This is a genomic window from Klebsiella ornithinolytica NBRC 105727 = ATCC 31898 (genome assembly GCF_001598295.1).
GTDB classification, from domain to species: Bacteria; Pseudomonadota; Gammaproteobacteria; order Enterobacterales; family Enterobacteriaceae; genus Klebsiella; species Klebsiella ornithinolytica.
The window spans coordinates 118,151-140,179 of sequence record NZ_BCYR01000007.1 but is presented as its reverse complement, the minus strand read 5'-3'; the positions used below and the strand labels follow the sequence as shown (position 1 = coordinate 140,179).

24 protein-coding genes are annotated in these 22,029 nt (G+C 53.4%); 7 read left to right on the top strand and 17 right to left on the bottom strand.

Translation table 11 applies throughout. The features are described from left to right. Positions 1-330 precede the first annotated feature (330 nt). Together cadC and ROR01S_RS15395 are read right to left on the bottom strand one after the other, a co-directional pair. Positions 331-1,863: a lysine decarboxylation/transport transcriptional activator CadC gene (gene cadC / locus ROR01S_RS15400; RefSeq protein WP_015584987.1), complete on the bottom strand. Its 1,533-nt coding sequence runs from the start codon at positions 1,861-1,863 to the stop codon at positions 331-333. A 536-nt stretch (positions 1,864-2,399) separates the two neighbouring features. Next, complete coding sequence (locus ROR01S_RS15395) at positions 2,400-3,032, bottom strand: CatB-related O-acetyltransferase (protein WP_004858928.1); 633 nt, start codon at positions 3,030-3,032, stop codon at positions 2,400-2,402. Positions 3,033-3,293: 261 nt separating this feature from the next. Between ROR01S_RS15395 and ROR01S_RS27105 the strand changes: the two genes are divergently transcribed. Continuing rightward, entirely contained in the window at positions 3,294-3,461 is a 168-nt protein-coding gene (locus ROR01S_RS27105) for a hypothetical protein (RefSeq protein WP_155075085.1), read from the top strand. A gap of 40 nt (positions 3,462-3,501) precedes the next feature. On the opposite strand, the gene ROR01S_RS15390 is transcribed toward ROR01S_RS27105, so the two are convergent. The 4 genes from ROR01S_RS15390 to ROR01S_RS15375 are packed head-to-tail and all read right to left on the bottom strand — an operon-like array spanning position 3,502 to position 7,333. After that, positions 3,502-4,911, bottom strand: a complete 1,410-nt coding sequence (locus ROR01S_RS15390) for an amino acid permease (protein WP_015584989.1) — start codon at positions 4,909-4,911, stop codon at positions 3,502-3,504. A gap of 11 nt (positions 4,912-4,922) precedes the next feature. Beyond that, entirely contained in the window at positions 4,923-6,116 is a 1,194-nt protein-coding gene (locus ROR01S_RS15385; RefSeq protein WP_064359654.1) for an amino acid aminotransferase, read from the bottom strand. Between the two features lie 54 nt (positions 6,117-6,170). Beyond that, positions 6,171-6,542, bottom strand: a complete 372-nt coding sequence (locus ROR01S_RS15380; RefSeq protein ID WP_004858918.1) for a RidA family protein — start codon at positions 6,540-6,542, stop codon at positions 6,171-6,173. Then, positions 6,530-7,333, bottom strand: coding sequence for an alpha/beta hydrolase (locus ROR01S_RS15375; protein ID WP_064359653.1), 804 nt, complete (start codon positions 7,331-7,333; stop codon positions 6,530-6,532). Before ROR01S_RS15375 ends, ROR01S_RS15380 begins: the two co-directional genes overlap by 13 nt. A 397-nt stretch (positions 7,334-7,730) precedes the next feature. Here ROR01S_RS15375 and ROR01S_RS15370 point away from each other — a divergent pair, with 397 nt between their 5' ends. Continuing rightward, positions 7,731-8,597: a GNAT family N-acetyltransferase gene (locus ROR01S_RS15370; protein ID WP_004858913.1), complete on the top strand. Its 867-nt coding sequence runs from the start codon at positions 7,731-7,733 to the stop codon at positions 8,595-8,597. Between the two features lie 110 nt (positions 8,598-8,707). On the opposite strand, the gene ROR01S_RS27395 is transcribed toward ROR01S_RS15370, so the two are convergent. Then, positions 8,708-8,872, bottom strand: a complete 165-nt coding sequence (locus ROR01S_RS27395; RefSeq protein ID WP_213672526.1) for a YnfU family zinc-binding protein — start codon at positions 8,870-8,872, stop codon at positions 8,708-8,710. Between the two features lie 471 nt (positions 8,873-9,343). On the opposite strand from ROR01S_RS27395, the gene ROR01S_RS15365 reads away from it, so the two are divergent. Then, complete coding sequence (locus ROR01S_RS15365) at positions 9,344-9,616, top strand: hypothetical protein (RefSeq protein ID WP_004858909.1); 273 nt, start codon at positions 9,344-9,346, stop codon at positions 9,614-9,616. 9 nt (positions 9,617-9,625) lie between these two features. Here the strand turns inward: ROR01S_RS15365 and ROR01S_RS15360 are convergent, their stop codons facing one another. The 3 genes from ROR01S_RS15360 to ymcF all read right to left on the bottom strand — a co-directional run bounded on the left by ROR01S_RS15360 (position 9,626) and on the right by ymcF (position 10,486). Beyond that, complete coding sequence (locus ROR01S_RS15360) at positions 9,626-9,838, bottom strand: hypothetical protein (protein WP_004858906.1); 213 nt, start codon at positions 9,836-9,838, stop codon at positions 9,626-9,628. Between the two features lie 141 nt (positions 9,839-9,979). Continuing rightward, a complete protein-coding gene (locus ROR01S_RS15355; protein ID WP_004858901.1) occupies positions 9,980-10,210 on the bottom strand; it encodes a hypothetical protein in 231 nt (76 codons plus the stop codon). Between the two features lie 87 nt (positions 10,211-10,297). Continuing rightward, positions 10,298-10,486: a cold shock small protein YmcF gene (gene ymcF, locus ROR01S_RS26330; RefSeq protein ID WP_071824640.1), complete on the bottom strand. Its 189-nt coding sequence runs from the start codon at positions 10,484-10,486 to the stop codon at positions 10,298-10,300. 554 nt (positions 10,487-11,040) lie between these two features. On the opposite strand from ymcF, the gene ROR01S_RS15350 reads away from it, so the two are divergent. The 3 genes from ROR01S_RS15350 (at position 11,041) to ROR01S_RS27710 (ending at position 11,874) form a co-directional block, all read left to right on the top strand. Next, the gene (locus ROR01S_RS15350) at positions 11,041-11,274 is read left to right on the top strand and encodes a YnaE/YdfK family cold shock protein (RefSeq protein WP_032716782.1); all 234 of its coding nucleotides are present in this window, start codon (positions 11,041-11,043) and stop codon (positions 11,272-11,274) included. A gap of 210 nt (positions 11,275-11,484) precedes the next feature. Then, on the top strand, positions 11,485-11,721 hold the full coding sequence (locus tag ROR01S_RS15345; protein WP_004858894.1) for a YnaE/YdfK family cold shock protein: 237 nt from the start codon (positions 11,485-11,487) through the stop codon (positions 11,719-11,721). 33 nt (positions 11,722-11,754) lie between these two features. Next, on the top strand, positions 11,755-11,874 hold the full coding sequence (locus ROR01S_RS27710; protein WP_004858893.1) for a YnaM/YnfT family protein: 120 nt from the start codon (positions 11,755-11,757) through the stop codon (positions 11,872-11,874). A 189-nt stretch (positions 11,875-12,063) separates the two neighbouring features. Here the strand turns inward: ROR01S_RS27710 and ROR01S_RS15340 are convergent, their stop codons facing one another. Further along, positions 12,064-13,350, bottom strand: coding sequence for a citrate synthase (locus ROR01S_RS15340; protein ID WP_064359652.1), 1,287 nt, complete (start codon positions 13,348-13,350; stop codon positions 12,064-12,066). A gap of 172 nt (positions 13,351-13,522) precedes the next feature. Here ROR01S_RS15340 and ROR01S_RS15335 point away from each other — a divergent pair, with 172 nt between their 5' ends. Next, positions 13,523-13,873, top strand: a complete 351-nt coding sequence (locus ROR01S_RS15335) for a DUF1304 domain-containing protein (protein WP_015584993.1) — start codon at positions 13,523-13,525, stop codon at positions 13,871-13,873. Positions 13,874-14,076: 203 nt separating this feature from the next. On the opposite strand, the gene ROR01S_RS15330 is transcribed toward ROR01S_RS15335, so the two are convergent. From ROR01S_RS15330 to ROR01S_RS15305, 6 genes are all read right to left on the bottom strand, one after another. After that, the gene (locus ROR01S_RS15330) at positions 14,077-14,877 is read right to left on the bottom strand and encodes a COG4705 family protein (RefSeq protein ID WP_064359651.1); all 801 of its coding nucleotides are present in this window, start codon (positions 14,875-14,877) and stop codon (positions 14,077-14,079) included. Positions 14,878-14,920: 43 nt separating this feature from the next. Continuing rightward, positions 14,921-15,490 carry a class I SAM-dependent methyltransferase gene (locus ROR01S_RS15325; protein WP_048022932.1) on the bottom strand — a complete coding sequence of 190 codons (570 nt, stop codon included), beginning with the start codon at positions 15,488-15,490 and terminating at the stop codon, positions 14,921-14,923. A 70-nt stretch (positions 15,491-15,560) separates the two neighbouring features. After that, positions 15,561-16,985, bottom strand: coding sequence for a heavy metal sensor histidine kinase (locus ROR01S_RS15320; RefSeq protein WP_015584996.1), 1,425 nt, complete (start codon positions 16,983-16,985; stop codon positions 15,561-15,563). Further along, entirely contained in the window at positions 16,969-17,670 is a 702-nt protein-coding gene (locus tag ROR01S_RS15315) for a heavy metal response regulator transcription factor (RefSeq protein WP_015584997.1), read from the bottom strand. The genes ROR01S_RS15320 and ROR01S_RS15315 overlap by 17 nt, the downstream gene beginning before the upstream one ends. Next, positions 17,667-20,747, bottom strand: coding sequence for an efflux RND transporter permease subunit (locus ROR01S_RS15310; RefSeq protein ID WP_064359650.1), 3,081 nt, complete (start codon positions 20,745-20,747; stop codon positions 17,667-17,669). The genes ROR01S_RS15315 and ROR01S_RS15310 overlap by 4 nt, the downstream gene beginning before the upstream one ends. Further along, positions 20,744-21,877, bottom strand: a complete 1,134-nt coding sequence (locus ROR01S_RS15305) for an efflux RND transporter periplasmic adaptor subunit (RefSeq protein WP_064359649.1) — start codon at positions 21,875-21,877, stop codon at positions 20,744-20,746. The genes ROR01S_RS15310 and ROR01S_RS15305 overlap by 4 nt, the downstream gene beginning before the upstream one ends. Between the last annotated feature and the right edge of the window lie 152 nt (positions 21,878-22,029).

The window sequence follows — 22,029 nt, the reverse complement described above, 5'->3', positions numbered from 1 at the left end:
GATCATGATATAGAACCTTTAATTGACCCGACCAACTGCCAACAAGATTACTGATTCAAAGAAGATAAGTCCTAAAGATAAAGTGAAATAACAACAAACATCAGACAAATGATATTTTGACCTTTTTCAATTAACATATCAGGATGACATGTTGATATCATAAAAAGATAAACATCGTTGTTTTACAGTAGGTTATAACCAATTCCGCGTGTTGAATTTGTGTTGTATTTCGCCATTGTGGCGTTAAATATATATAACAATCAGGGTGCTCATGAGAAACATAAAATTAACCTCACCACACTCAATATCCTGAGTATGGTGAGGGTTTACTTATTCTGAAGAGAGGAAATTATCGAGGTACGGGACCACGCGGGTAACCGAGGTCTGGAATACTGCATTTTCAATCCAGTAAAAGGTGTTCTCGCCCGGGCGTAAATTAAAGGCCGTCAGATAAGCATCCGCTGCTTCCCGGTTCTCCCCTTTCATCTCGTAGACTTTACCCAGCAGCACGTAATTCATCCACGACATCTCAAGGTCGATCCCGGTATTAATCGCGTTATACGCTTCATCGACTTTACCCTGGCCCAGCAAATCCACTGTTTTAATTTGGTAAAATACCGCCGTATCTTTGATCCCCGGCATATCGCCAACCCGAGTGATTTCAGCGTACAGCGCGTTGAGCTGCTCTTTATTTAACGGCTGCTGCGAATGACGTAAAACATCCACCAGCGTTTTTTCCGCATAGGCGTAAGCAAACTCAGGCGAGTCTTTAATCACATCATCAAGCAGCGCGCTGGCCTTACCTAAGGAATCGACATCACCGTTCATTAATAACTGATGCGACTCGTAGAAATGGGTCAGCGCCGTGCTGTGCGACGGTTGATACTGTTTCAGCATCGCCTGCATGCGTTCCGACCACGGCTGCTTTAAGGCCTCCGATAAGCTGCTCAGCAGATCGTTTTGAATCGCCAGCTGGTTGTCGCTGGTAATGAAATAACGTTTGTCCATCATCGTTGAACCGTCGGCGTTATCCACCATCTGCACGGACATAAAGCACTGCTGCGCGCGATAGTGCCGCTGGTTGACGAACTCAATCGTCAGCGTTTTACCTGAACTGCTTGGCTCATTAATGTTGTAGTTGGTTTTGTCATGCACCATAAAGGTCGAGAAGGTGTTGAGCGACGTGGTCACCAGACTGCCCAGGCCCACCGCATACGAATGCTGCGATGCCCAGTTGGTGCAGGAGTTACCTTTCAGCAGATGGATATCGATATCGCGCGGGTTCAGCAGCAGGCGCGCTTTATTCACCGGTGGCCGCGACTCGATCGACGACAGCGCCACCAGGGCCACGCAGGAACCCAGCGCCAGCAGGAACAGGATCCATACCCAGAAGGTAGTAATACGTCGGCGCTTCTCCGGTTTTGCGGACGGCGTCTGGCCTTGCTCAATCTCGCCGGCAGCGCGCGTCGGGGTCGTCAGGTCAGGCGTCGCAGCGGGGACCGCAGGGGAGATCGCCATCGCGGGCTCTTCCCCCTCTTCCGTGCACCAGATGACCGGCACCGTGAGCTTATAGCCGCGCTTGGGTACCGTCGCAATATATTCGAGGCTACTATCATTGCCATCTTTCAACGACTTACGTAGCTCGGAAATACTCTGCGTGACGACGTGGCTGGTGACCACGTTACGTGTCCAGACATTATCAATAAGCTCGTCCCTGCTGAGCACTTCACCAGGGTGACGGGCAAAGAAGACCAAAAGATCGATTAAGCGCGGTTCCAGAGTAAGCTGGCGCCCCTTCCGGCTGATTTGGTTAACAGAGGGTGTAACCAGCCATTCTCCCACGCGAACAACAGGTTGTTGCATAAAAAAGAGCCCAAAACGAAAAGGGAAAGGCGCGATGATAACACATTTCCCCTCCCTATTTATGATAGGGGTCATTACCTTGAACGCGTTATATCATTCTGCACTTATTTCGCTTAGCCAGTTTTTATTTCTAAACAAAACCGGCAATGGTTTATTAACATCTGCGTCATTACTTCAGAAAAATGAAGGCCTGTTGTGCCTCTGACGTTTCGGGAAGCCCCCGAGCGGCCAGACTATTCATGGAGACACATGCTGCTATTCCCCCCGGCTCTCTACCGACATTGCCCAGGAAAAAGCGGATGATGATGCCCAATGCTCCGCTCATGCGGCGGGACAAGCTACGTCGCCGCACAGACAGAGAAGTATTACGCCCAGCGCAGCGACTGATTTTCCGCAGGACGCGGACTATTCCGGGAAACACCCGCGCGCGGGCGCATTAAAGAGGCGTGCTTCAGCGGCGGTAAAGCCGGTTATCTGGACTCCCCGCCGTCGCCGCGCAACAGATCCGCGGCCCCGGCAGGGACGAGCTCCGGCTTTCAGGCGGATCGATGCTGCGCCACCGCCTGCTCCAGCGCGCTAATATCCGGGCTGGAGAGCAGCGGCTGCAGGTTCAACAATGTCTCTTCCTCTAATTGATAGAGATCCAGCTTCAGCAGTCGCTCAATGTCCGGTTCGGGGAAACGATACTTAATAAAGGTAGCCGGATTTCCGCCGACGACGGCATATGGCGGAACGTCTTTGGTGACCACCGCTCCCGCCGCCACCACGGCGCCTTCGCCAATTGTGACGCCCGGCATAATCATCGCCCGCATGCCAATCCAGCAACCATCTCCGAGCACGGTATCACCGCGATGCTGATAGGCTTCGTTAACGCATGATACAAACGGATAGAGGCTGATCCAGTCCATCCGGTGCGTGCTGTTGCCGCCCATCAGGATCACCACTTCCGGCGCGATACAGACAAAATTACCAATAAAGAGCTTATCTACATGACCTAAGGGCTCCCACCCTTCGCTGACGGCATCGCCGTGCAGGTAGCGCACCACGCAACGTTCAAATCCGCGATCCCAGCAGTCGCTGTAGTAGCTGTGGCTGCCGCGAATGATCACATTCGGGTTGGTTACCGTCAGATGCAGGCGTTCGGTGATTGACCAGTGTTTATCGGCCATCGAGGCATTCCTTCTTGCGTTAATATATCCGCTTGCTGACCCGTTATCATAACCCGGAAAAACTCAATACCGGAGCAACCGCTGTAAGCGTTGCTGGCATCATGATGGCTGACTCAGGGAATATTTTGTTGAGAATAAACTGACAGGCATTATGTTTATTTTCTCGCGCCGCCATTATCCATAATTAAACAAAATAGCTCCACCCCGATCATATTCTTAATGATAAAAACGGGCACTTCCCCCACGCTGCCAGGTTTTTCTGTGTCCAGACTTCTTATTCTTACTTTAGTGTTACCGCTGACCGCCTGCGCGGGGTATTTTTCACCGCCGCCAAAAGAGACGGAAGGTGACAACGCCGGACAGTCCAGTTCGCTCCCTGACTGTCGTAGTCGTCACCACGTTATTATCTGCGACTGGGGGAAAGCGTAGCGAATAACCGCTCGCCTGCGGCCAGAGGCGAGCGGTTATCTTATGGCGCCCGATCGGCTTCGGGCGGATGAATCGTCGATAAGATGGGCCGGGAACGGCGGCTATAAAAATAGAGCCCGGTCAGCAGCAGCGTAAACGGAATGCCAAACCACAGCGTCATGCGGAAGAAATCGGTAAACGCTGTTGAAATCAGCAGCGCCAGCATCAGAGCAGCCCCCAGCAACGGGCTCCAGGGATAGCCCCACAAGCGAAATTTGAGCACCGTTTGCGTATGCTGGCGGCGGAAAAACAGGTGGGTGATAAAGATCATCAGCCAGGTGAAACAGGCTCCATAGACCGAAATAGACATCATCGCGGCAAACGCCTGCTGCGGGTAGAGCACGCTCAGGACAATAGAGACCATGATGCCGACGCAGGAGAGGGCCAACGCATTCACCGGGATCCCGCGCGCGCTGATCCGACCGAACGCAGCCGGTGCCTGCCCGGCACGCGATAGCGAGAACATCATCCGCGTGGTGATATACAGCTGGCTGTTCATGGCCGAGAGCGCCGCGATCAGGACGATAAAGTTAAAAATACCGCCGGCATACGGCAAGTGAATCACGTTCATCGCCACCAGGAAGGGGCTTTCGCTGGTGCCGGACTGACGCCACGGCACAATCGCCAGCATGAGCGCAATCGACAGCATATAGAAAATAAACAGGCGCAGGATGGTCCCTTTAAACGCAGACTTCACCGCCACCACCGGGTTTTTCGCCTCGCCTGCCGCCACGGCGATCATTTCAATACTCAGATAGCTGAAGATAGAAACAATGGTCGCAAACCACATGCCGCTGATCCCAAACGGCATAAACCCACCGCCATCGGTAAAATTATGCAGGCCGTAGGTTGGGTTGGCGGAGAAGGCCAGGATCCCCAGGCCGATGACGATAAAAGCCACGATCGCCAGAACCTTGATCGTCGATAGCGCATACTCCACCTGTCCGAACCATTTCACGCCAATAACGTTGATCACCATCACCAGGGCGGAGAACAGCAGCACCCAGGGCCAGACCGGCGTATGCGGGAACCAGAACTGCATATACATTCCAATGGCCGTCACCTCGGTACCCACCGCCAGCACCACGCAGGACCAGTAGGAGTAGCGCACCAGGAATCCACACAGCGGACTGAGATAAAACTCGGCATAGTCACCGAATGAGCCGGGGGTCGGATGCTCTGAAGTCATCTCCGCCAGGCAGCCCATCAGCAGCAGCGCAATCACCCCCCCTATCAGATAGCTCAGCAGCACCGACGGTCCGGCCATCTGAATGGCGTAGGCGCTCCCCAGAAACAACCCGGTACCAATCGCGCCGCCGATCGCCAACATCGACATTTGCCCGGCGGTAAGCTGTTTCTTCAGCCCGCCCTGGCGCTGTGCAATCTCATCAAAACGCTTGCGATCTTTCATTCGTTCCTGCCTTAGCGAGCGGCGGTGGTCACATCGAGAATAGCGGCGGTGACATAATCAATGTTGTCACCATTAAGACCGGGTAGACACATCCGTCCCGGTGCCACCAGATAAATGGCATAGCGCTGGCGCAGCTCGCTCACCTGCCGTTCGTCCAGACCGGTATAGCTGAACATCCCGCGCTGATCGCGGATGCGCCGGTAATCCAGCTGAGAACCGCCCTGCTCCAGGCCGGCGGACAAACGCAGGCGCATCTGCTGGATCCTCTGACGCATGGCCGCCAGCTCTTCCTGCCACAGCTGGCGGAGCTGCGCGTCGGCTAACACCATGTCGACGATCCGGCTGCCGTGGGTCGGCGGACAGGAATAGCTACGGCGAATTAAGGTCTTTAAGGCCCCCTGGACGTTGGCGGCGGTCTGCGCGTTGGCGCAGCGCACGGTTAATCCCCCGACCCGCTGGCCGTACAGGGCGATATTTTTCGAAAAAGAGTTGGCGACGATAAAATCCAGATCGCTTTCCAGCGCCAGCCTCAGCGCATAGCAGTCCTCTTCCAGCCCGGCGCCAAAACCCTGATAGGCGATATCGAAAAATGGCAGCAGTCCCTGCGCCTGAACCACGTCCAGAAGCGTCTGCCACTGGCTGTGGCTCAGATCGGTCCCGGTTGGATTATGGCAGCATGGGTGCAGCAGCACCGCCGTGCCGGCGGGTAGCGTCTGCAGGGTCGCCAGCATGTCGGCAAAGCGCAGTTCGCCGCGGAGATTGTCAAAATAGGGATAGCGGTTCACCTGCAGCCCTGCGCCGGAAAAAATCGCCTGATGGTTGGCCCAGGTTGGATCAGAGACCCAAATCTCTTTACGCTGTAAAAAGTGAACGAGAAAATCGGCCGCCAGCTTCAACGCCCCAGAACCGCCAACGGTTTGCACCGTCGCCAGCGCATGCTCCGGGGCGGCAGGCCCCAGCAGCAAGGTCTGTATCTGGCTGGCAAAGCTTACGCTGCCTTCAATCGGCGGATAGCCGTGCGGCAGCTGCTGCGCCAGCAGGCGCTGTTCTGCCAGCTCGACGGCCCGCATCAGCGGTACCTCCCCTCGCTCGTCATAATATAAGCCGATGCCCAAATTCACTTTCCGCGGATTGCGGTCCTGCAAATAGGCTTCCATTAACGACATAATAGGGTCGGGAGTCGACGGTTTAATTTCTGCGAACATAGGTATCCTTAGCCATAATAAATATGACTGGCAGGTGAATATTTATTTTTATTTTCAGGCCGTAGCGCTGACGGTAATTTCTATTTTCATTCCCGGCACCACTAATTTATCAACGATCACCGTCGAACGATTAGGATAAGGGGCATTGAAATAGCGCTGGTAAATATCATCAAGGCGTGCAACATCATTGACGTCAGTCAGATAAATAATAACCTGGAGAACATTATCGCTATGGCTCCCGGCCGCCTGTAGCGCCTGGGTGAGATTATCGAAAGTCAGGGCGATCTGCTGTTCCGCCGGGCCGGTTTCAATGGTGCCATCAGCCCGAACCGGGCCATGCGCGGTAAAGAGCATCCCGCCGCCGCGTGTCGCCCAGGAGAACGGCTGACCGATATCCGGAAGGCCGGTGTGAATTACGTCTCGCATAAAGGATTCTCGTCGTGGTAAAGCTGGCTGAAAAGTGCGCCATCGGTGGCAAACAGCGCGTCAAGGATGGTGTAGTGGTTAGCTCCCGGCAGGGCTATTACGTCAACCGGCCTCCCCCGCTGGCGCAACCGCTGAGCATAGTTTTCACTCTGCGCGATAAGCTCGGTTCGCTCGGCGGTGCCGTAAAACAGCGTCAGAGGGGAGATCTTCTCCGCTAAATGACGCAGCGGACTGAGGTCGTTCACCTCCGCGGGCGTCAGCTGCAGTGACCGGTTGACCGCCGTACTCAGCAAAGGCTCAAGCTCATAAATCCCGCTGATTGCCAGGACCGCATCGGCGACCGGATGCGCCTGCCAGCAGGCTGCCAGATGGCCGCCTGCGGAGTGCCCACTCAGATAAACCGGGCTGCACAGACCCGGCTGGCGGCCAATGGCATCCAGCGCCGCGCCAATCTGCCGATGGATCTCTGTTAACGTCGCCTGCGGCGCTAACGTATATTCCACCAACATCACATCAAACCCGCGGGTCAGCGGCCCGGCAGTAATAAAAGCAAAATCCTCTTTATTACAGGATTGCCAGTACCCGCCATGAATAAATATTATCGTGCCCATTTTACTGGCGGCAGAAATAAACCAGTCAATACGTTCCCGTGGACTTTCACCATAACAAAAAGTCATGATATTTTCGCCGCACTGATATGCCTGCTGACTTCGCTGCTGAAAGTCAGCCAGTATTTCTGCCTCATTATCTACGGTTGTGCTGTTGTCATAACTCCCGACGCTGAGTTTCATATATTAAACTTTGTTTATTATTTAAGATGTGGCTTAACTATTAGCAATGAGAAAATATGTTGTCAAGCTTGTACAAAGTGGAATGCGTGAGAGTTAATAGAAATTAAATCTCAGGGCTAATAAGTTTTACCAGTGAAACTTTTATCGACAAATGCGCTCGCAAAAATGATGGCGGTCAAGGATCGGCGCTCACCTGTCCGCGCATTCGTCTGCTTCTCCCCCCTTCCTGCCCGGCGTACTGTGACCGAGCCAACGTCCTGAGAAACCACTGAAGGGACAAACTGTACAAACATCGTGAAAAGTTCATACTCAACGCTATAAGTGAGTCAATATTTTTGCTATTAAAATGGTCGTCGTCGTGTCAGGTCTCAGAACTTATAAAAAGGAATACAGACCAATGAAATACAAATTAGTCAAGCAGGTTGTCCATGATGATGTGTTAAGAAACAGCTTCATTAATTTGGCAATTAAGACCTTTGACCTCTCTTTTAAAGAGTGGTACAAAAAAGGCTACTGGACCGAGTCCTATATTCCTTATGCGTTTGTTGATCATAATAAAGTGATTGCCAATGCGTCGGCTAACATTATCGATCTAATGTGGCAGGGGGAGCCCAGGCGCTATATCCAGATTGGGACCGTGATGACCGCCACCGATTATCGCGAAAAGGGTCTGGCCAGCCAGCTGATTAACCATATTCTGGCTGACTGGCAGGATCAGGCCGACGGTATTTTTCTCTTCGCTAACTCCACAACCGTTGATTTCTATCCTAAATTCGGCTTTGAACAGACCGACGAATACCAGTACGCCCTGCCGGTTACGCCCGTTGCCGGGGATTTTCGCAAGCTGGATATGGATAAAGAGAGCGATGTGAATATCCTCAAGTACTATTATCAGAAAGCCAACCCGTTCTCCCGCCTCTCGGCACACAATAACTTCGGTCTGCTGATGTTCTACTGCTCGGCGTTTATGAAGCACTTTGTCTATTACTCGGAGAAAAATAATGCCGTGGCGATCGCCATGCAAAACGATCATGCATTGCTCTGTTTTGATATTTTCTGTGACAGCACCAGTTCGATGACCAGGATCGTGAATGAACTTGCGGCGCAACATACCCGCCAGGTTATTTTAGGCTTTACGCCCAGGGAAGACCGGGCAGGTGAATACGAAAAAATTGAAATTGATGATTTTCTTTTCATCTATGCGGCAAAAGAAAATATCTTTAAGGAGCGTAAGCTGATGTTCCCGACGCTCTCGCATGCCTGATTCTCCTGGCCATATCGCCACTGGCGCAAGCTCGTAGCGACGCTGAAGCCCAGGCGGCAGCCGCCTCTCCCGCCATGCCCCACCGGGGCGTGACGGAAGAGGTGAAAGCATTATTTAGTGGCAATAAACAGGGACTTGCAGCGCGGACACATTAATGTCGCCCCTTTTTTAATTTTGTTCACCGGCTGCCGTGATTTATGCCCGCATTGCGGACAGGTTACCGTGGTATCAGAGGTGGAACTCAAGCGCTTCACTGCGTTGTCGAAGAATGACATAGACCTTTACCCGCTGAATGAATGTGGTCTATCATACCACTAACTGATTAAAAAACACACAACCTCAGGGCGCATCGGGAAATGACCATGATGAGGAATTTATCGGGTTTTAATCCGCTATTTACCTGATAGCATCACGTCGCGCTGAAATCAGGATGCTTCATTCCTGATTTTCTGTTCATCTCTCGCGATGGTGATACTCCATCGTCAGATATTATTAACCGCATCCATATAACACCGGTTTTACTTATTTGTCGGAAGGCGTCCCGCTGGTGGCAAACTCGGATTGAGGTATCATGATGCGCAAATTCAGGTGTTTTCACTAAAAACAGCACAATCACCCTATTAAATGCAGAAATCCCGATAAAAATAAGATAAATAGTATGAGTCTTAATTTAACGCTTATATGATGAATGAGATATGGTAATGTTTATTCATATCGAATGATTACAGACAAACAAGAGATAAGAAATGACTGAAAACTCAACAATTCACGCTCAAAATTGTCGTACCGATATCGGGATTGGGAAACAGGTCACGGCCAGCGTAAAAGGTTACGTCGATGGCCATCTCTATATGATTGACATCACCGTTCATCCTGTTGAGATCACATTTGATTTTGGTGAAGAAAAAATTATGCGCGGGTCTTATTTTAGTTCTAAGAATCAGGAGATGGTGTGGGCGGCGGAAAGAAAAGAGCTGACCATCTCCGATGAAAAAGGATCTTTTACAATAGCCTTTTAATGTTCAGGTTCAATGTCGATAAAACGTGCCGTCGCTATGCCCTGAGCCAATACGGCCCGCTTCAATTAAGATTTCATCGATAACATCTTCCAGGCACGCCGAACCATGATTCTCACAAATCATATGAACCTGTTTCAATATTTCTTCCTGGGACATCTCTCCGCGTAAAGCGGAGGTCAGCATCACCGATGCCCAGCGCCGAACTTCCGGGTGCGTAATCATACAACTTTACCTCGAATAGCAACACACGCCTTTAAATTATAGGCGCTCACCGGACATTCACCCATTAAATCATGCTGTCGCCCCTGTCGGCGCGGCATAGAAGTGGACTCATCCTGCCGCGGGCGACCGGCTATCGCCGCGCTATGACAACAGTTTTATCGCCGCGTTTTGAATCTCGGCTGAGGTTAAATCGCGATCGGAGGCAACATGCACAATGCGATGATCGCCCGTCAAGGAAGGAAATTCAGCAGACATGATCTGCAGCTGTTTTTGTTCACCGTTAGGATACTCACGTAATATTGTTGTTACCCCCGGCACTATTTTCGCGACAACTGCCGGTAATGCATTGAAAAAAACAATAACTTTCTTCATGAGTCTACCACCTGGCTGAAAGCATAATGATGGCGATGCCATCCATTGGGTGATGAAAAAGAAAAGGCCCCGTCCGGGGCCCTTTCGTTATTTCCGACACGCCATTGTCGCCGCGCCGTTGGAAATGTAAGGAGCAATATTATCAAATGTAATCATTGATGTTTTACAAAAGATACATTTTGCGCCAAAGGGATTTTTTTCCGTCACATCGTAATTCGATGTTCTGTATTGTGACCCATGACAACACGGGCATCTGAAATGAATGTATTCAGTCATAATGTTAACCTTTATGTGTGACAACATTCACTACCGCAGGGACTAGAGGTTATACTCTGGCGAAAACTCATCTGTGGTTTTCAAGGATAGTGCAGAAATCACCGTGCTGAACAGCAGGCCAAGAATACGCTTTCTTTTGCGACCGTTCTCTGCATGATTAATCTGAGGTTTTTCACCAACTTAATCATGACTTATTTTAGTGATTGTCTAAGATATGTTGTTCGTTTTTTTAACTTGCCCTTGGGCATATCTGGTCTGCAAAAAAACTTATCGAAGAGAAAAATACCCAAAAGGAGATATCAGAAGATAAATGCGATGAGAAAATTCCAGGAACTGTTGCAGATAATTTTTAAGACTCAAACCGTTGAAGCCATTAACGCACGTAAACCAGCCTTTGGCAAGCATTATTTTTCACAGCTTTTTAACAGTATTTTTTGCCAGTAAAACTATGCGCAAACTGACTATAACTGACAACTTTATCAGGCGCTTATTCCTGCCGGCGCCCCATGTTACGCTTATTTTGTGGTATTCTGTCTCTCCCGGAGATTTTTGCTATGAAATCGGAAGACATCCTCGACTGGTACCCAGCCCAGCTCCCGCCCGTTAAAATCATTCTGGGTAATGCCGTGCTTGAAGTCGGAAAGCTTGGCCGCCCGATCAACGCCAGAACGCTACGTGAGTATCTGCAGGTGCTTCAGCGCACGCAAAAAAGCCGCGATGATAAAATCGCCCTGCAAACCGCAATCGACGTTTTGTCGGATAATCAACGCGTAAACGGAAAATTATAATGGTCACGGCGGCTGCACCGCTGTAAGACTCACTATCCCCTTCAATAACTTAAGTTTTTTTAAAATGTTCTCTGAAGGGAATTAATTTGTATCTTTCGCCTGTAAAAAGGTGCATCGTCGTAGGTGGCCCACAATGATATGCAGAGTCATTTGCCTGAGCCAACGTAAGAGCCAGCAACTCGCACCGAACGCGTCCTTCGAGGTTTCAACATGAAAGCGGCAAACACTTTTTTTTGCCTTCCATCCGAGCTACCGACGGTCAGAGCGATTATCGGGGACGCCGTGCTTGAAATTATCAGAAGCGGTGCGCCTGTGGGTGCTGCAGGACTGCTGACGCTGCTGAAAAGCCCGGGAGCCAGGAAGAACTGGTCCGATGAAGGCCCCCTCTTGCAGATTGCGATTGATGCTCTGGAAGAGAGCTTATCGATTGATTTCAAAAAAATATAACCCACACAGATTAACCACACCGAAGGTCACACTATGTTTATGACACTATTTATTTATCTCGGAATTATCGGTTCCGTCGCCGCGCTGGCTTTATTTTCCCTGTCCCTGCTATGGATTGCCGTTTCAAATAACCCGGATAACACGGATATATAAACTTCAGCGCAATTTACTCTTCCGATAAAGGCCAGCCCCTCGACGCTATCTCTTCCTCAGACATCCTGTTGCATCGCTACCGGCTGCGTTTCAGATAGCATAACGACGTATCTCCGGCCAACCGCTCCCTGTCCTGCCCCGCATGTAGAAAGTCCGGCAATGCCTTTCATCACCGGACCGGGCATGCGCTTATTTTATCCCGCGACGCGAAACGTAATCCCGCGCCGCTTGTCCGGTGTAAATCTGACGTGGACGGTAAATATTCAGCGGCGACTCGTGCATTTCATTCCAGTGCGCGACCCACCCCAGCGTACGTCCCACCGCGGTCATAACGACAAACATCGACGAAGGTAGCCCCATCGCTTTCAGGATCACGGCGGTATAGAAATCGACGCTCGGCGAAAGTCCATTCTCCACAAAGTAGGGATCGTTGAGCGCCACCTCTTCCAGAGCCATTGCCACCTGAAGCAGTCGGTCCGACATGCCCAGCTCTGCCAGCACCTTATGGCAGGTTTCGCGCAGAATGGCCGCCCGGGGATCGAGATATTTGTAGCGCGAGTTGCCAAAGCCCAGCCGGCGGAAAGCCAAAGGATCCCTTTTCACCTTACTGATAAACGCCGGGATCTGTTCGATGCTCTCAATATCCCCCAGCATTTGCATACTGGCCTCGTTGGCGCCACCGTGCATCGGCCCCCACATCGACGCCAGACCGGCCGCCACGCAGGCGAAGAGATTCGCCCCGGAGGAGCCGGCCGCACGCACCGTTGTGGTCGATGCGCACTGCCCGTGATCGGCATGGAGCACCATAATCTGGTTCAACGCCTGCTCAATAACCGGGTTCACCTGGTACTTTTCCGCTGGAACCGCAAACAGCATATGCAGGAAATTCCCGGCATAAGAGAGATCGTTTCTCGGGTAGACCGCAGGTTGCTCGATGGAAAACTTATAGCTCATCGCCGCAAGCGTAGGCATTTTGGAAAGCAAGCGGGTGGCGGCCAGCGCACGATGCTCGGGGTTTTCGACATCCAGCACATCGTGATAGAACGCGGCCAGTGCGCCCACCATGGCACACATCAGCGCCATCGGATGGGAGTCGCGCCGAAATCCGCTGCACATTTTCGACATCTGCTCATGCACCAGGGTATGGCGGGTAATTTTTTCCCGGAAGACCTGATAACGCTCCTCATCGGGCGCCTCGCCGTGCAGCATAATGTACGCCACCTCCAGGAACTCACACTGCCGGGCCAGCTGGTCAACCGGGTAGCCACGGTGCAGCAGGACGCTATTTTCCGTATCGATATAGGAAATCGCCGACTCACACCCGGCGGTATTGCTGAAGCCCGGATCAAAACTGCACATTCCTGAATTCGCGAGCGCGCGGAGATCAATACCGAGGTGACCCAGCGTCCCGGACACCGTATTCAGAGGGATGGCCTCTTGTCCATCCAAAGAAAGTATTAACGGTTTCGTTCCCATCCTGTAAATTCCCCTCAACAGCCAACGCATGATCACCCTGAAGACATTCTCCAGGCCGAATTTCCAACATAGCCAGGGTGATGCGGCTATTCTTTGATATAAACGGTTAAACACGCGATAAAAAGCGGGTTTTACCAGGGCTTCCTGTGCTCTAACCTGACTAAGGACTACCGTGTTAGCCAATACGCTTATTTTTGTCGTCGCCGCCATCCATATCTACATTCTGATTCTGGAGATGTTTTTGTGGGAGAGTAAAACCGGGCGCCGGGCATTCGGCCTTAGCGCCAGTTTTGCCCGTGAGACCCGGGTGATGGCAGCCAATCAGGGTCTGTATAACGGTTTTCTGGCCGCCGGTTTGCTGTGGGGACTGTGGAGTCCAGAGAGCGGGTTTGAGTTTAAAGCGTTCTTTCTGATCTGCGTGGTGATCGCCGGGCTGTTTGGCGCCGCAACCGCCAGTCGAAAAATACTGTATGTACAGGCACTCCCGGCAACGGTGGCGCTGATAGCGCTGTACGTCACTTAACCGAGAGCCCGGAAAAGACCGCCGCCGGCATTGACGGCGGCGGGACGTTAATCAATCCCCAGGCGGTAAGTGCCGGGATGCTTCCCAGGCCATTGGCGAAAGCACCCATATGCTCGCCACTTTATGGACCCGCGCATCGGACATCGCTGGCCCGATACTCAGCAGCGAAGCCATAAGTAACAGCAGATACACTCCTTTTCTCTTCATCTCGGTAATTCCTCATCGTTGCACACGGAATGTAGTGCCGGCTTATGTCGTTCAATCATCGACAGGCAGCCTACCAGTACAACGATAATGGCCCCGAAGATCAGGCTGACGACGTTGGCGCCAAAGCCAAAACCGCCGTTTTCAACCGGCTGTGATAACAGGTCACCGCAGGCTGCGCCGAAGGGACGGGTCAGGATATATGCCGCCCAGAAGCAGAACACCGCATTGGCACGGAAAACAAAACGTGCCGTCGCAATGATTAGAAGCCAGCCGCCAAAGAAGGCCGCTGCGCTGTAATAGCCCATGTTCAGCCCTTCAGCGAGACCATCCCCCACGGCGGTTCCCAGCGCAAAGGTAAACAAAATAGCCAACCAGTAGAAGCGCTCTCTGACGCGGTTATCGATATGGTGAATGGACAGGGTCTTTTCTCGCGCGTACCACAGAACAAAAGTCACCAGCAGCGCCAGGGCGAAAAAGAGTGAGCTATAGGCTAGCGGTACATGTAAAGCATCGGTTAAGTTATCGGTCACCAGGGTCCCGAAAATGCTGATAAACACCACCGTCAGCCAATAGATCGCCGGCTGATAGCGAGTTTCCCGCAGTTGAAAAACCAGAGTGACGAGCAACAGTCCGCCGACCACCCACGAAGTATTCAGCAGACCAAATCCCAAATCCATATTGAGGTAATCGGCCCCGGTTTCCCCGACCGTGGTCGACATCATTTTAATTAGCCAGAAGACCAGTGTGACCTCAGGCACTTTATTCAGCCACGGCGGTGATGTCGTCGACGTATTCATATATACCCTCTTATTACATATCTTTTGCTGGTACAGACCAGCGTTAACGTAGCGTGCAGACATACACCAGTGCGGGCGGCAGATTGCGCATCACCACAATGCGCTGCCAGCGGAAATAGCGGGAAAGCAGCGTTTCAGACAACGGGCTGTACTGAAACTGGATAAACAGCCCGTCCGCCGACATCTGTTGGCGGATCTGATTCAGAATGCGCATACTGATGCGCAGCGGAAGCGAGAGCAGCGGCAGGCAGGAAAAGACGATATCGTAGGGATTGATCAGCCTTTCCGCCGATGCCGCCACCACGTTAAGGCGGCGATCGTCAATGGTCCGTAGCTGGCCGATGAATCCCGGATTAATTTCATAGGCATCGAGCATCGCATCGCGGCGCATCCGCGACAGGATCCCTTTTGTTAACACACCGTTAGCCGCACCCAGCTCGGCAATCGACAGGCTGACGCCCCAGTCAACCTGATTCATCATCGCGCGACAGAGCACGGCCGACGAAGGCAGCAGCGCCCCGGTCGTCCTCGGGTCGGCAATAAACTGGCGTAAGTAAGAACAACCACGCGTCAACGCGGCGCCGGCAGAATGAGAATGTGGGTTGTTATGCATGATGATCACCTGACAGTCAGCGGATAATCCATTATCCGCTACCGTGGATGACTCAGGCTCAACGCCCGGATTACAATTTTGTTCGGTTGAGGGCGCTTTCGTTACGCTCAGGCAGGATCAATGAAAAACAGCTTCCCCGGCGCGGTGTGCTCGTCACAACGATCCTGCCGCCGTGCAGCTCCGCAATGGTTTTGACCAGCGCTAACCCCAGACCGGTGTTCTCTGCGTTGCTACGGGCGTCATCCATTCGGTAGAAACGGTCGAAAATATGCGGTAAATGTTCGGGGCTGATACCTTCACCATTATCTTCAACGCTGAGCACAATCTGGCCATTTTCCCGCCCGGCGCGCAGCACAATTTTACCGCCGGAGGGCGTGTGGCGTAACGCATTGGACAGCAGATTCGACAGCGCACGCTGCAGATGAATAGGGTCAGCGTAAAAATCCACGTCCCCTTCGCTGACCAGGGTGATGTTCTTCTCCTCCGCCAGCACATCATAGAGGTTTATCTGACGAGCAAACTCCGTCGCGCTGGTGAGGTGTTCAAGATGCAGCGGCTCGCGACTATTATCCGCCCGGGCGAGGAACAGCATCGATGAAATCATTCGCGACAGGCGCTCTCCCTCTTCCACAATGGCCGCCAGCGTGTCCCGGTACTCCTCCGCGCTGCGCGCTTTGCTTTGCGTTACGCTGGCGGCGGAGATGAGATTGTTGATGGGGCCACGCAGCTCATGGGCAATATCCGATGAAAAGCGGGTCAGCTGCGTAAAAGAGGCTTCAAGACGGGTCATCATGCCGTCGAAGGATGCCGACAGCGCATTCAGTTCCGATGGCCAACGCTGGCTCGACAGGCGGGTGTGTAACTCCCCGGCGTGGATATGCTCAATCTCCCGGCTCATGGTGCGCAGCGGCAGCAATCCCCTGCGCGCCAGCCAGTAGCCAAGAGCAGAAAAGAGGACCAGCGCCAGCGCCGCGACGATCTGCATTCGTCGCCAGTAGTCTTCAATGATCTCATTGTTTTTTGACACATTCAGCGCCGCCTGAACTCGCCACGGCTGATTATCTTTGAGGATAAACTCCGTTGAGACGATGAGATACTTTTCACTGACGTCGTGGCGGTGATATTTCCACTCGCTGTAGTGGAACTCACTGGACGGGGCCGGAAAATCCTGCTGCGGTACGTGCATATTTTTCGACTGCGCCCAGACCTTACCGCCCGGGCTGATAATCCGCAGCGACAGCCGTTCCTGACGAGCGATGAACTCGAATAGCTCCTGCTGCCAGAGATCCTTCGGCCCCTGGCGCTCGCTGATGGTCGTAGCTATCTCCTGCTGAAAACGCAGCGTACTGCGCAGTTCGTCAACATCCTTCTGCCCGAGCTGGTTACGCATCGTCGAGTACAGCAGGCCGGTCACGCTGTACAATACCAGCCCCATGGCGAGGGAGAAGTAGAGCGTCAGCCGCAGCGTTATCGGAAAATTACGCGGAATCAGCATCGTTCCTCTCTTCCAGCACGTATCCCGCGCCGCGGATGGTATGCAGCAGTTTCACCTCATACCCGTCGTCAATTTTGCTACGCAGGCGGCGGACGGCAACATCAATCACGTTGGTCTCCGGGTCAAAATTCATATCCCAGACCTGTTCGGCCAACACGGTACGCGACAGCACTTCGCCACGGCGGCGCATCAGCAGACTCAGCAACAAAAACTCCTTTTGTGTCAACTCAATACGTTTGCCATTACGCGATGCGCGGTGCTTGAGAAAATCGAGTTGCAGATCGCTTATCTGCAGCACAGCCTCCTCGCTGCTGGCAGCATGAGGCGCGCCACGGCGCATAATCACCCGTACTCTCGCCAACAGCTCGCTGAAAGAGAAAGGCTTAATCAGGTAGTCTTCAGCCCCCAGCTCCAGGCCACATACCCGGTCTTCAACGTCATCACGGGCGGTGAGAAACATCACTGGCGTCATCTTTCCCGCCTGGCGGGCCAGCTCCAGGATCTTCCAGCCATTCATGCCGGGCAGCATCACATCGAGGATCGCCAGATCGTAATCGTTAGTCAGCAGAAAGTGTAAACCGTCTACGCCATCGTGCGCGACATCGACCACAAAGTCGTTCTCCCGCAGCCCCTTCGCAATATAGTCCGCCGCCATGGTTTGATCTTCGACCAGCAGTAGTCTCATTGTTCCTCCGTCTGCGGCGTCAGGGCCGCACTTTTCCGCGTAGTTTTCTCAAAGAGAAGATACAGTACTGGGGTAATAAACAGGGTGATCAATTGCGAGAACACTAGCCCACCCACCACAGCAACGCCCATCGGTTGACGCAGCTCCGCCCCCGCCCCCCAGCCAAAAGCAATCGGCAAGGCCCCCATCATGGCGCACAGTGTAGTCATCATAATTGGCCGAAAGCGCTGCATGCAGGCCTGGATAATCGCATCATGGGCGGAAAGCCCGTGGCTTCTTCGCGCCATCAGCGCGAAATCAATCATCATGATGGCATTCTTTTTCACAATACCTATCAGCAGCAAAATACCGATCATCGCAATAAACGTGAGATCCATGTTCATCAGCCGCAGCGCCAGCAGCGCTCCGACGGCCGCAGATGGCAACCCGAGGAGAATCGTCAGCGGATGAATCCAGCTTTCATAGAGCACGCCGAGGATAACGTAGATAACCGCCAGCGCCATCACGATAAGCCATATCTGGCTGCTCTGCGACTGCTGATATAGCGCCGCCTGCCCGGCGTAACTGCCGATAACCGCATTCGGCAGCGCAATCTCTTGCTGGACCTCGGCTATCGTTCGAGTGGCGTCCGAGAGCGACTTGCCCGGCGCCAGGTCGAAGGAAATCGTGATCGCCGGTAGCTGCCCCTGATGGTTTACCGCTGTCACCCCCTGCCCACGGGTAATCCGGGTAAAAGTAGTGACCGGCAGCAAGGTGTTCGCGGAGGAACGCACGTAGATTTTCGCTAAATCACTCTCATTTTGACGGAACGCGCTATTCACCTCCATAATCACCTCGTAGCTATCTTCCGGAGCGTAGATCGTCGAAACCTGCTGGGTACCAAAAGCGGCATACAGATTATTGCGGATCTGATCGATGTCGACGCCCATCAGCGAGGCTTTAGCGCGATCAATTTGCAGCCGGGCCTGAAGTCCGTTGAGTTCGGCATCACTGTTAACGCCAACAAAGACCCCACTCTGTTTCATCCCCGTCATCAGCTTATCGGCCCACGTATTAAGCGAAAGCCCACCGCTGCTGTTTACCGACTGCAGGGTATACTGGTAGCTGCTTTTCGACGATCGCCCGCCCACCTTGAGGTTTTGCACCGGGCTGTAAAACACGGTGATTCCAGGCAAATAGCGGGTTTCGGCGCGCATTTGCTGCACCACCTGCGCCATCGGCGGGCGCTGTGCGGCATCTTTCAGGGTCAGCATCAGTTGGGTCGTATCGTGATCAACCTTGGTGACAATATCGCTGACCGCCGGATCCGCCTGCAGCGTTTTTCCGATCCGCTGTGCCACCGCCAGCCGTCCGGCATAGGACATATCCTGCGGGGCATCGATGTTGGCGGCGATCTGACCAATATCTTCCTGGGGGAAAAAGCCTTTTGGCGCGTTCAGGTAAAGCACGACGCTGAGCACCACTGTCGCCACCGCAGTCAGCACCATAACCGCTTTGTGCGCTACCGCCCACTCCAGCGCACGGCCATATGCCTGGCGCAGCGTTTCAAAACCGTGATCAAAGTGACGACTCCAGGCCGGCGCACGGTAAGCGGTGTTATGCTGCCTGACCAGCAACGGCACCAGCAGAGGAATAATCGTTAGCGAGGCGGCCGCTGACACCAGAATCGCCAGCGAGACGACCCAGGCAAACTCGTGGAATAACAGTCCCAGAGTACCGGGCATCAGGAAAATCGGAATAAAGACCGCCACCAACGACAGCGATATTGAGACGACGGTAAATGCCACTTCGCGAACGCCCAGCAGCGCCGCCCGCCATGGAGACTCCCCCTCCTCCCGGTAACGCATGATATTCTCCAGCACCACGATGGCATCATCGACCACCAGCCCGACGGCAATGGTCAGCCCCATCAGCGAAATGTTGTCGAGACTCATACCGAGTAAATACATCAGCGCAAAGGCACCGAGCAGTGAAACCGGCACGCTCAACGCCGGGATCAGCGTGGCGCGCAGATTACGCAAAAACAACAGGATAACCAGGATAACCAGCGCAATCGTCAGCAGCAGGGTGATGTTAACGTCATGAATCGCCTGGCGAATTGACAGGGAACGATCGTTGAGCAACTGCATTTTTACCGAAGGGGGCATCTGCGACTGCAGGCGCGGAAGCAGCTGTTTTATCGCGTCGATGGTCGAGACAATATTTGCTCCAGGTTGACGGTTAATGCTCAGTACAATCGCCGTATGACCATTGACCGCGCTATAGCTCAGGGCGTTCTCAATACTGTCTTCGACGCTGGCGACATCGGAAAGTCGCACCGGCTGGCCGTTGCGGGTCGCGATAATCACACTGGCAAAGTCTGCGGCATTTCTCAAATCCCCCTGAGTCTGTAGCATCATCATCTGCCGTCTGCCGTCCAGTTCACCAACCGGTGAATTCGCATTGGCCGATTTCAGGGCCGACTGTACATCGGTCAACGTCAGGTTCGTCGCCGCCAGGCGGTCGGGATCAATTTCAACCCGAACGGCATAGCGTTTTTGGCCAATGACGTTCACTTCCGCCACCCCTTTGATGGTCGATAGCGCCGGTGAGATAAGATCGTCGCTGTAGCGGTTCAGGTCAGAGAGCGTCATTGACGGTGAATCGATACCGATCGTCGCAATCGGCGCATCGGCCGGGTTGACCTTGCGAAACGACGGCGGCGTAGTCATCTGCGCAGGTAGATTCTTCATCGTCTGATACAGAGCCGACTGAACATCAACGGCCGCGGAGTCGATATTTACCGAGGGATCGAACGCCAGCACGATGGTCGTCGCGCCCTGCAGGCTGGTTGAGGTCAACAACGACAGGCCTTGAATCGTCGCGAGGTTCTTTTCCAGCGGTGTCGCTACCGATGAGGCCATCGTTTCAGGACTGGCGCCGGATAGCGAAGCGTTAACGCGAATCGTTGGCATATCAAACGACGGCAGCGCCGCGACCGGCAGTTTTGTCCAGCAGATAGCACCGGTGACAATCACCGCCAGCCATAGCAACATCACTGCAATCGGTCGAGACAGACAGACTTCAGCCAGCTTCATTTCACACGCTCCGCCTGCCCCGCCGCCTTCGCTACGGCGACGTGCACCCCAGGACGCAGGTTATTGCTTCCTTCAACCACTACCCGGGTCCCCTGACTCACGCCTTCGACCACCGCCATCTGCTGCTGAATACGCAGCAGATTCACCGGCTGCGTCGCCGCCTGACTGTGGCTATCAATAAGGTAGACGAAGTGTCCCTGTGGCCCGTTCTGGATCGCCTGCGGCGGCAGCACCACAACCTGCTGCGTTCCGGCCTCGACGTTGACATGCTGAAATGCCCCCGGCCACAGCAGACGCTCCGCGTTGGCAAAACGCGCCTTCAGCGCAATGGTTCCGCTCTCGGTGCTGACAGTGTTGTCGATAAAATCGAGGGTGCCGGCAATTTTTACACCTTTCGCGTTATCGACCAGCACCCTGACAGGGCCCTGGGTCTGCGCCGCCAGTACGGCATTGAGATCATTTTCCGGGAGCGTAAACGCGACTCCCACCGGATCAAATTGATTCACGGTGACCAGCGGTTGACTGCTGCCCGGCTGCACCAGGCTACCGGGATGCACATTGAGCGCGCCGGTTTTGCCGCTCACCGGGGCATAAATCCGCGTATAGCCCAGCTGCGCTTCGGCACTAAGAATATCTTCCTGTGCCGCCTGCACCTGGGCCGCATATTGTTGCCGGGTACTGAGCAAAGTGTCCCAGTCGGAGGCAGAAATATAGTTCTGCGCCTTCAGCGCACGTCCGCGGGCCAGATCCCGCTGCGCTTTGTCCAGCTGCGATTGCGCCTGCATCCGGGACGCCTGGTCCCGATGCAAGGTTGCCTGTTGCGTGGAATCATCAAGAGTAAACAGCAGCTGTCCCTGCTGGACAAACGCCCCTTCCTGAAACGCCACGCGCTTAACCGTTCCGGTAATTTGCGATTGAATATCAACCTGATTAAGCGAGACCACATGTCCTTGCGTCGTCAGACTCAGCGGAAGCGAGGTAAGCTGCGCCGATGATAAACTCACCAGCGGCGGCGGCGCGTTTTTCGCAGAGGCCGACAGGGCATTCTGGCGGAAAAAAAGCTGATATAGCGCCAGGGCGCCAGCCAGCAAAAGGATGACCGGAAAGAGTCTGATGCGTAATACGTTCATGGCTATATGCCGTCAGAAAAACAGTCATACCAGTCTACTCATCGCCGCCCGACAAAAAGGCGCCAGCCGAATGACAATTTTGTCATCTGCGTGCAGCATCCCTGCTTTCCGAAATCGGCAAAAATGGATAACGCGAGCGGTTTTTATACCCG

Bases quoted from the DNA above. Each gene is read 5' to 3' on its own strand.
- cadC (WP_015584987.1), bottom strand. From the start codon at position 1,863: ATGCAACAACCTGTTGTTCGCGTGGGAGAATGGCTGGTTACACCCTCT.
- ROR01S_RS15395 (WP_004858928.1), bottom strand. From the start codon at position 3,032: ATGGCCGATAAACACTGGTCAATCACCGAACGCCTGCATCTGACGGTA.
- ROR01S_RS15390 (WP_015584989.1), bottom strand. From the start codon at position 4,911: ATGAAAGATCGCAAGCGTTTTGATGAGATTGCACAGCGCCAGGGCGGG.
- ROR01S_RS15385 (WP_064359654.1), bottom strand. From the start codon at position 6,116: ATGTTCGCAGAAATTAAACCGTCGACTCCCGACCCTATTATGTCGTTA.
- ROR01S_RS15380 (WP_004858918.1), bottom strand. From the start codon at position 6,542: ATGCGAGACGTAATTCACACCGGCCTTCCGGATATCGGTCAGCCGTTC.
- ROR01S_RS15375 (WP_064359653.1), bottom strand. From the start codon at position 7,333: ATGAAACTCAGCGTCGGGAGTTATGACAACAGCACAACCGTAGATAAT.
- ROR01S_RS15370 (WP_004858913.1), top strand. From the start codon at position 7,731: ATGAAATACAAATTAGTCAAGCAGGTTGTCCATGATGATGTGTTAAGA.
- ROR01S_RS27395 (WP_213672526.1), bottom strand. From the start codon at position 8,872: ATGTCATTCTTCGACAACGCAGTGAAGCGCTTGAGTTCCACCTCTGAT.
- ROR01S_RS15365 (WP_004858909.1), top strand. From the start codon at position 9,344: ATGACTGAAAACTCAACAATTCACGCTCAAAATTGTCGTACCGATATC.
- ROR01S_RS15360 (WP_004858906.1), bottom strand. From the start codon at position 9,838: ATGATTACGCACCCGGAAGTTCGGCGCTGGGCATCGGTGATGCTGACC.
- ROR01S_RS15355 (WP_004858901.1), bottom strand. From the start codon at position 10,210: ATGAAGAAAGTTATTGTTTTTTTCAATGCATTACCGGCAGTTGTCGCG.
- ymcF (WP_071824640.1), bottom strand. From the start codon at position 10,486: ATGACTGAATACATTCATTTCAGATGCCCGTGTTGTCATGGGTCACAA.
- ROR01S_RS15350 (WP_032716782.1), top strand. From the start codon at position 11,041: ATGAAATCGGAAGACATCCTCGACTGGTACCCAGCCCAGCTCCCGCCC.
- ROR01S_RS15345 (WP_004858894.1), top strand. From the start codon at position 11,485: ATGAAAGCGGCAAACACTTTTTTTTGCCTTCCATCCGAGCTACCGACG.
- ROR01S_RS27710 (WP_004858893.1), top strand. From the start codon at position 11,755: ATGTTTATGACACTATTTATTTATCTCGGAATTATCGGTTCCGTCGCC.
- ROR01S_RS15340 (WP_064359652.1), bottom strand. From the start codon at position 13,350: ATGGGAACGAAACCGTTAATACTTTCTTTGGATGGACAAGAGGCCATC.
- ROR01S_RS15330 (WP_064359651.1), bottom strand. From the start codon at position 14,877: ATGAATACGTCGACGACATCACCGCCGTGGCTGAATAAAGTGCCTGAG.
- ROR01S_RS15325 (WP_048022932.1), bottom strand. From the start codon at position 15,490: ATGCATAACAACCCACATTCTCATTCTGCCGGCGCCGCGTTGACGCGT.
- ROR01S_RS15320 (WP_015584996.1), bottom strand. From the start codon at position 16,985: ATGCTGATTCCGCGTAATTTTCCGATAACGCTGCGGCTGACGCTCTAC.
- ROR01S_RS15315 (WP_015584997.1), bottom strand. From the start codon at position 17,670: ATGAGACTACTGCTGGTCGAAGATCAAACCATGGCGGCGGACTATATT.
- ROR01S_RS15310 (WP_064359650.1), bottom strand. From the start codon at position 20,747: ATGAAGCTGGCTGAAGTCTGTCTGTCTCGACCGATTGCAGTGATGTTG.
- ROR01S_RS15305 (WP_064359649.1), bottom strand. From the start codon at position 21,877: ATGAACGTATTACGCATCAGACTCTTTCCGGTCATCCTTTTGCTGGCT.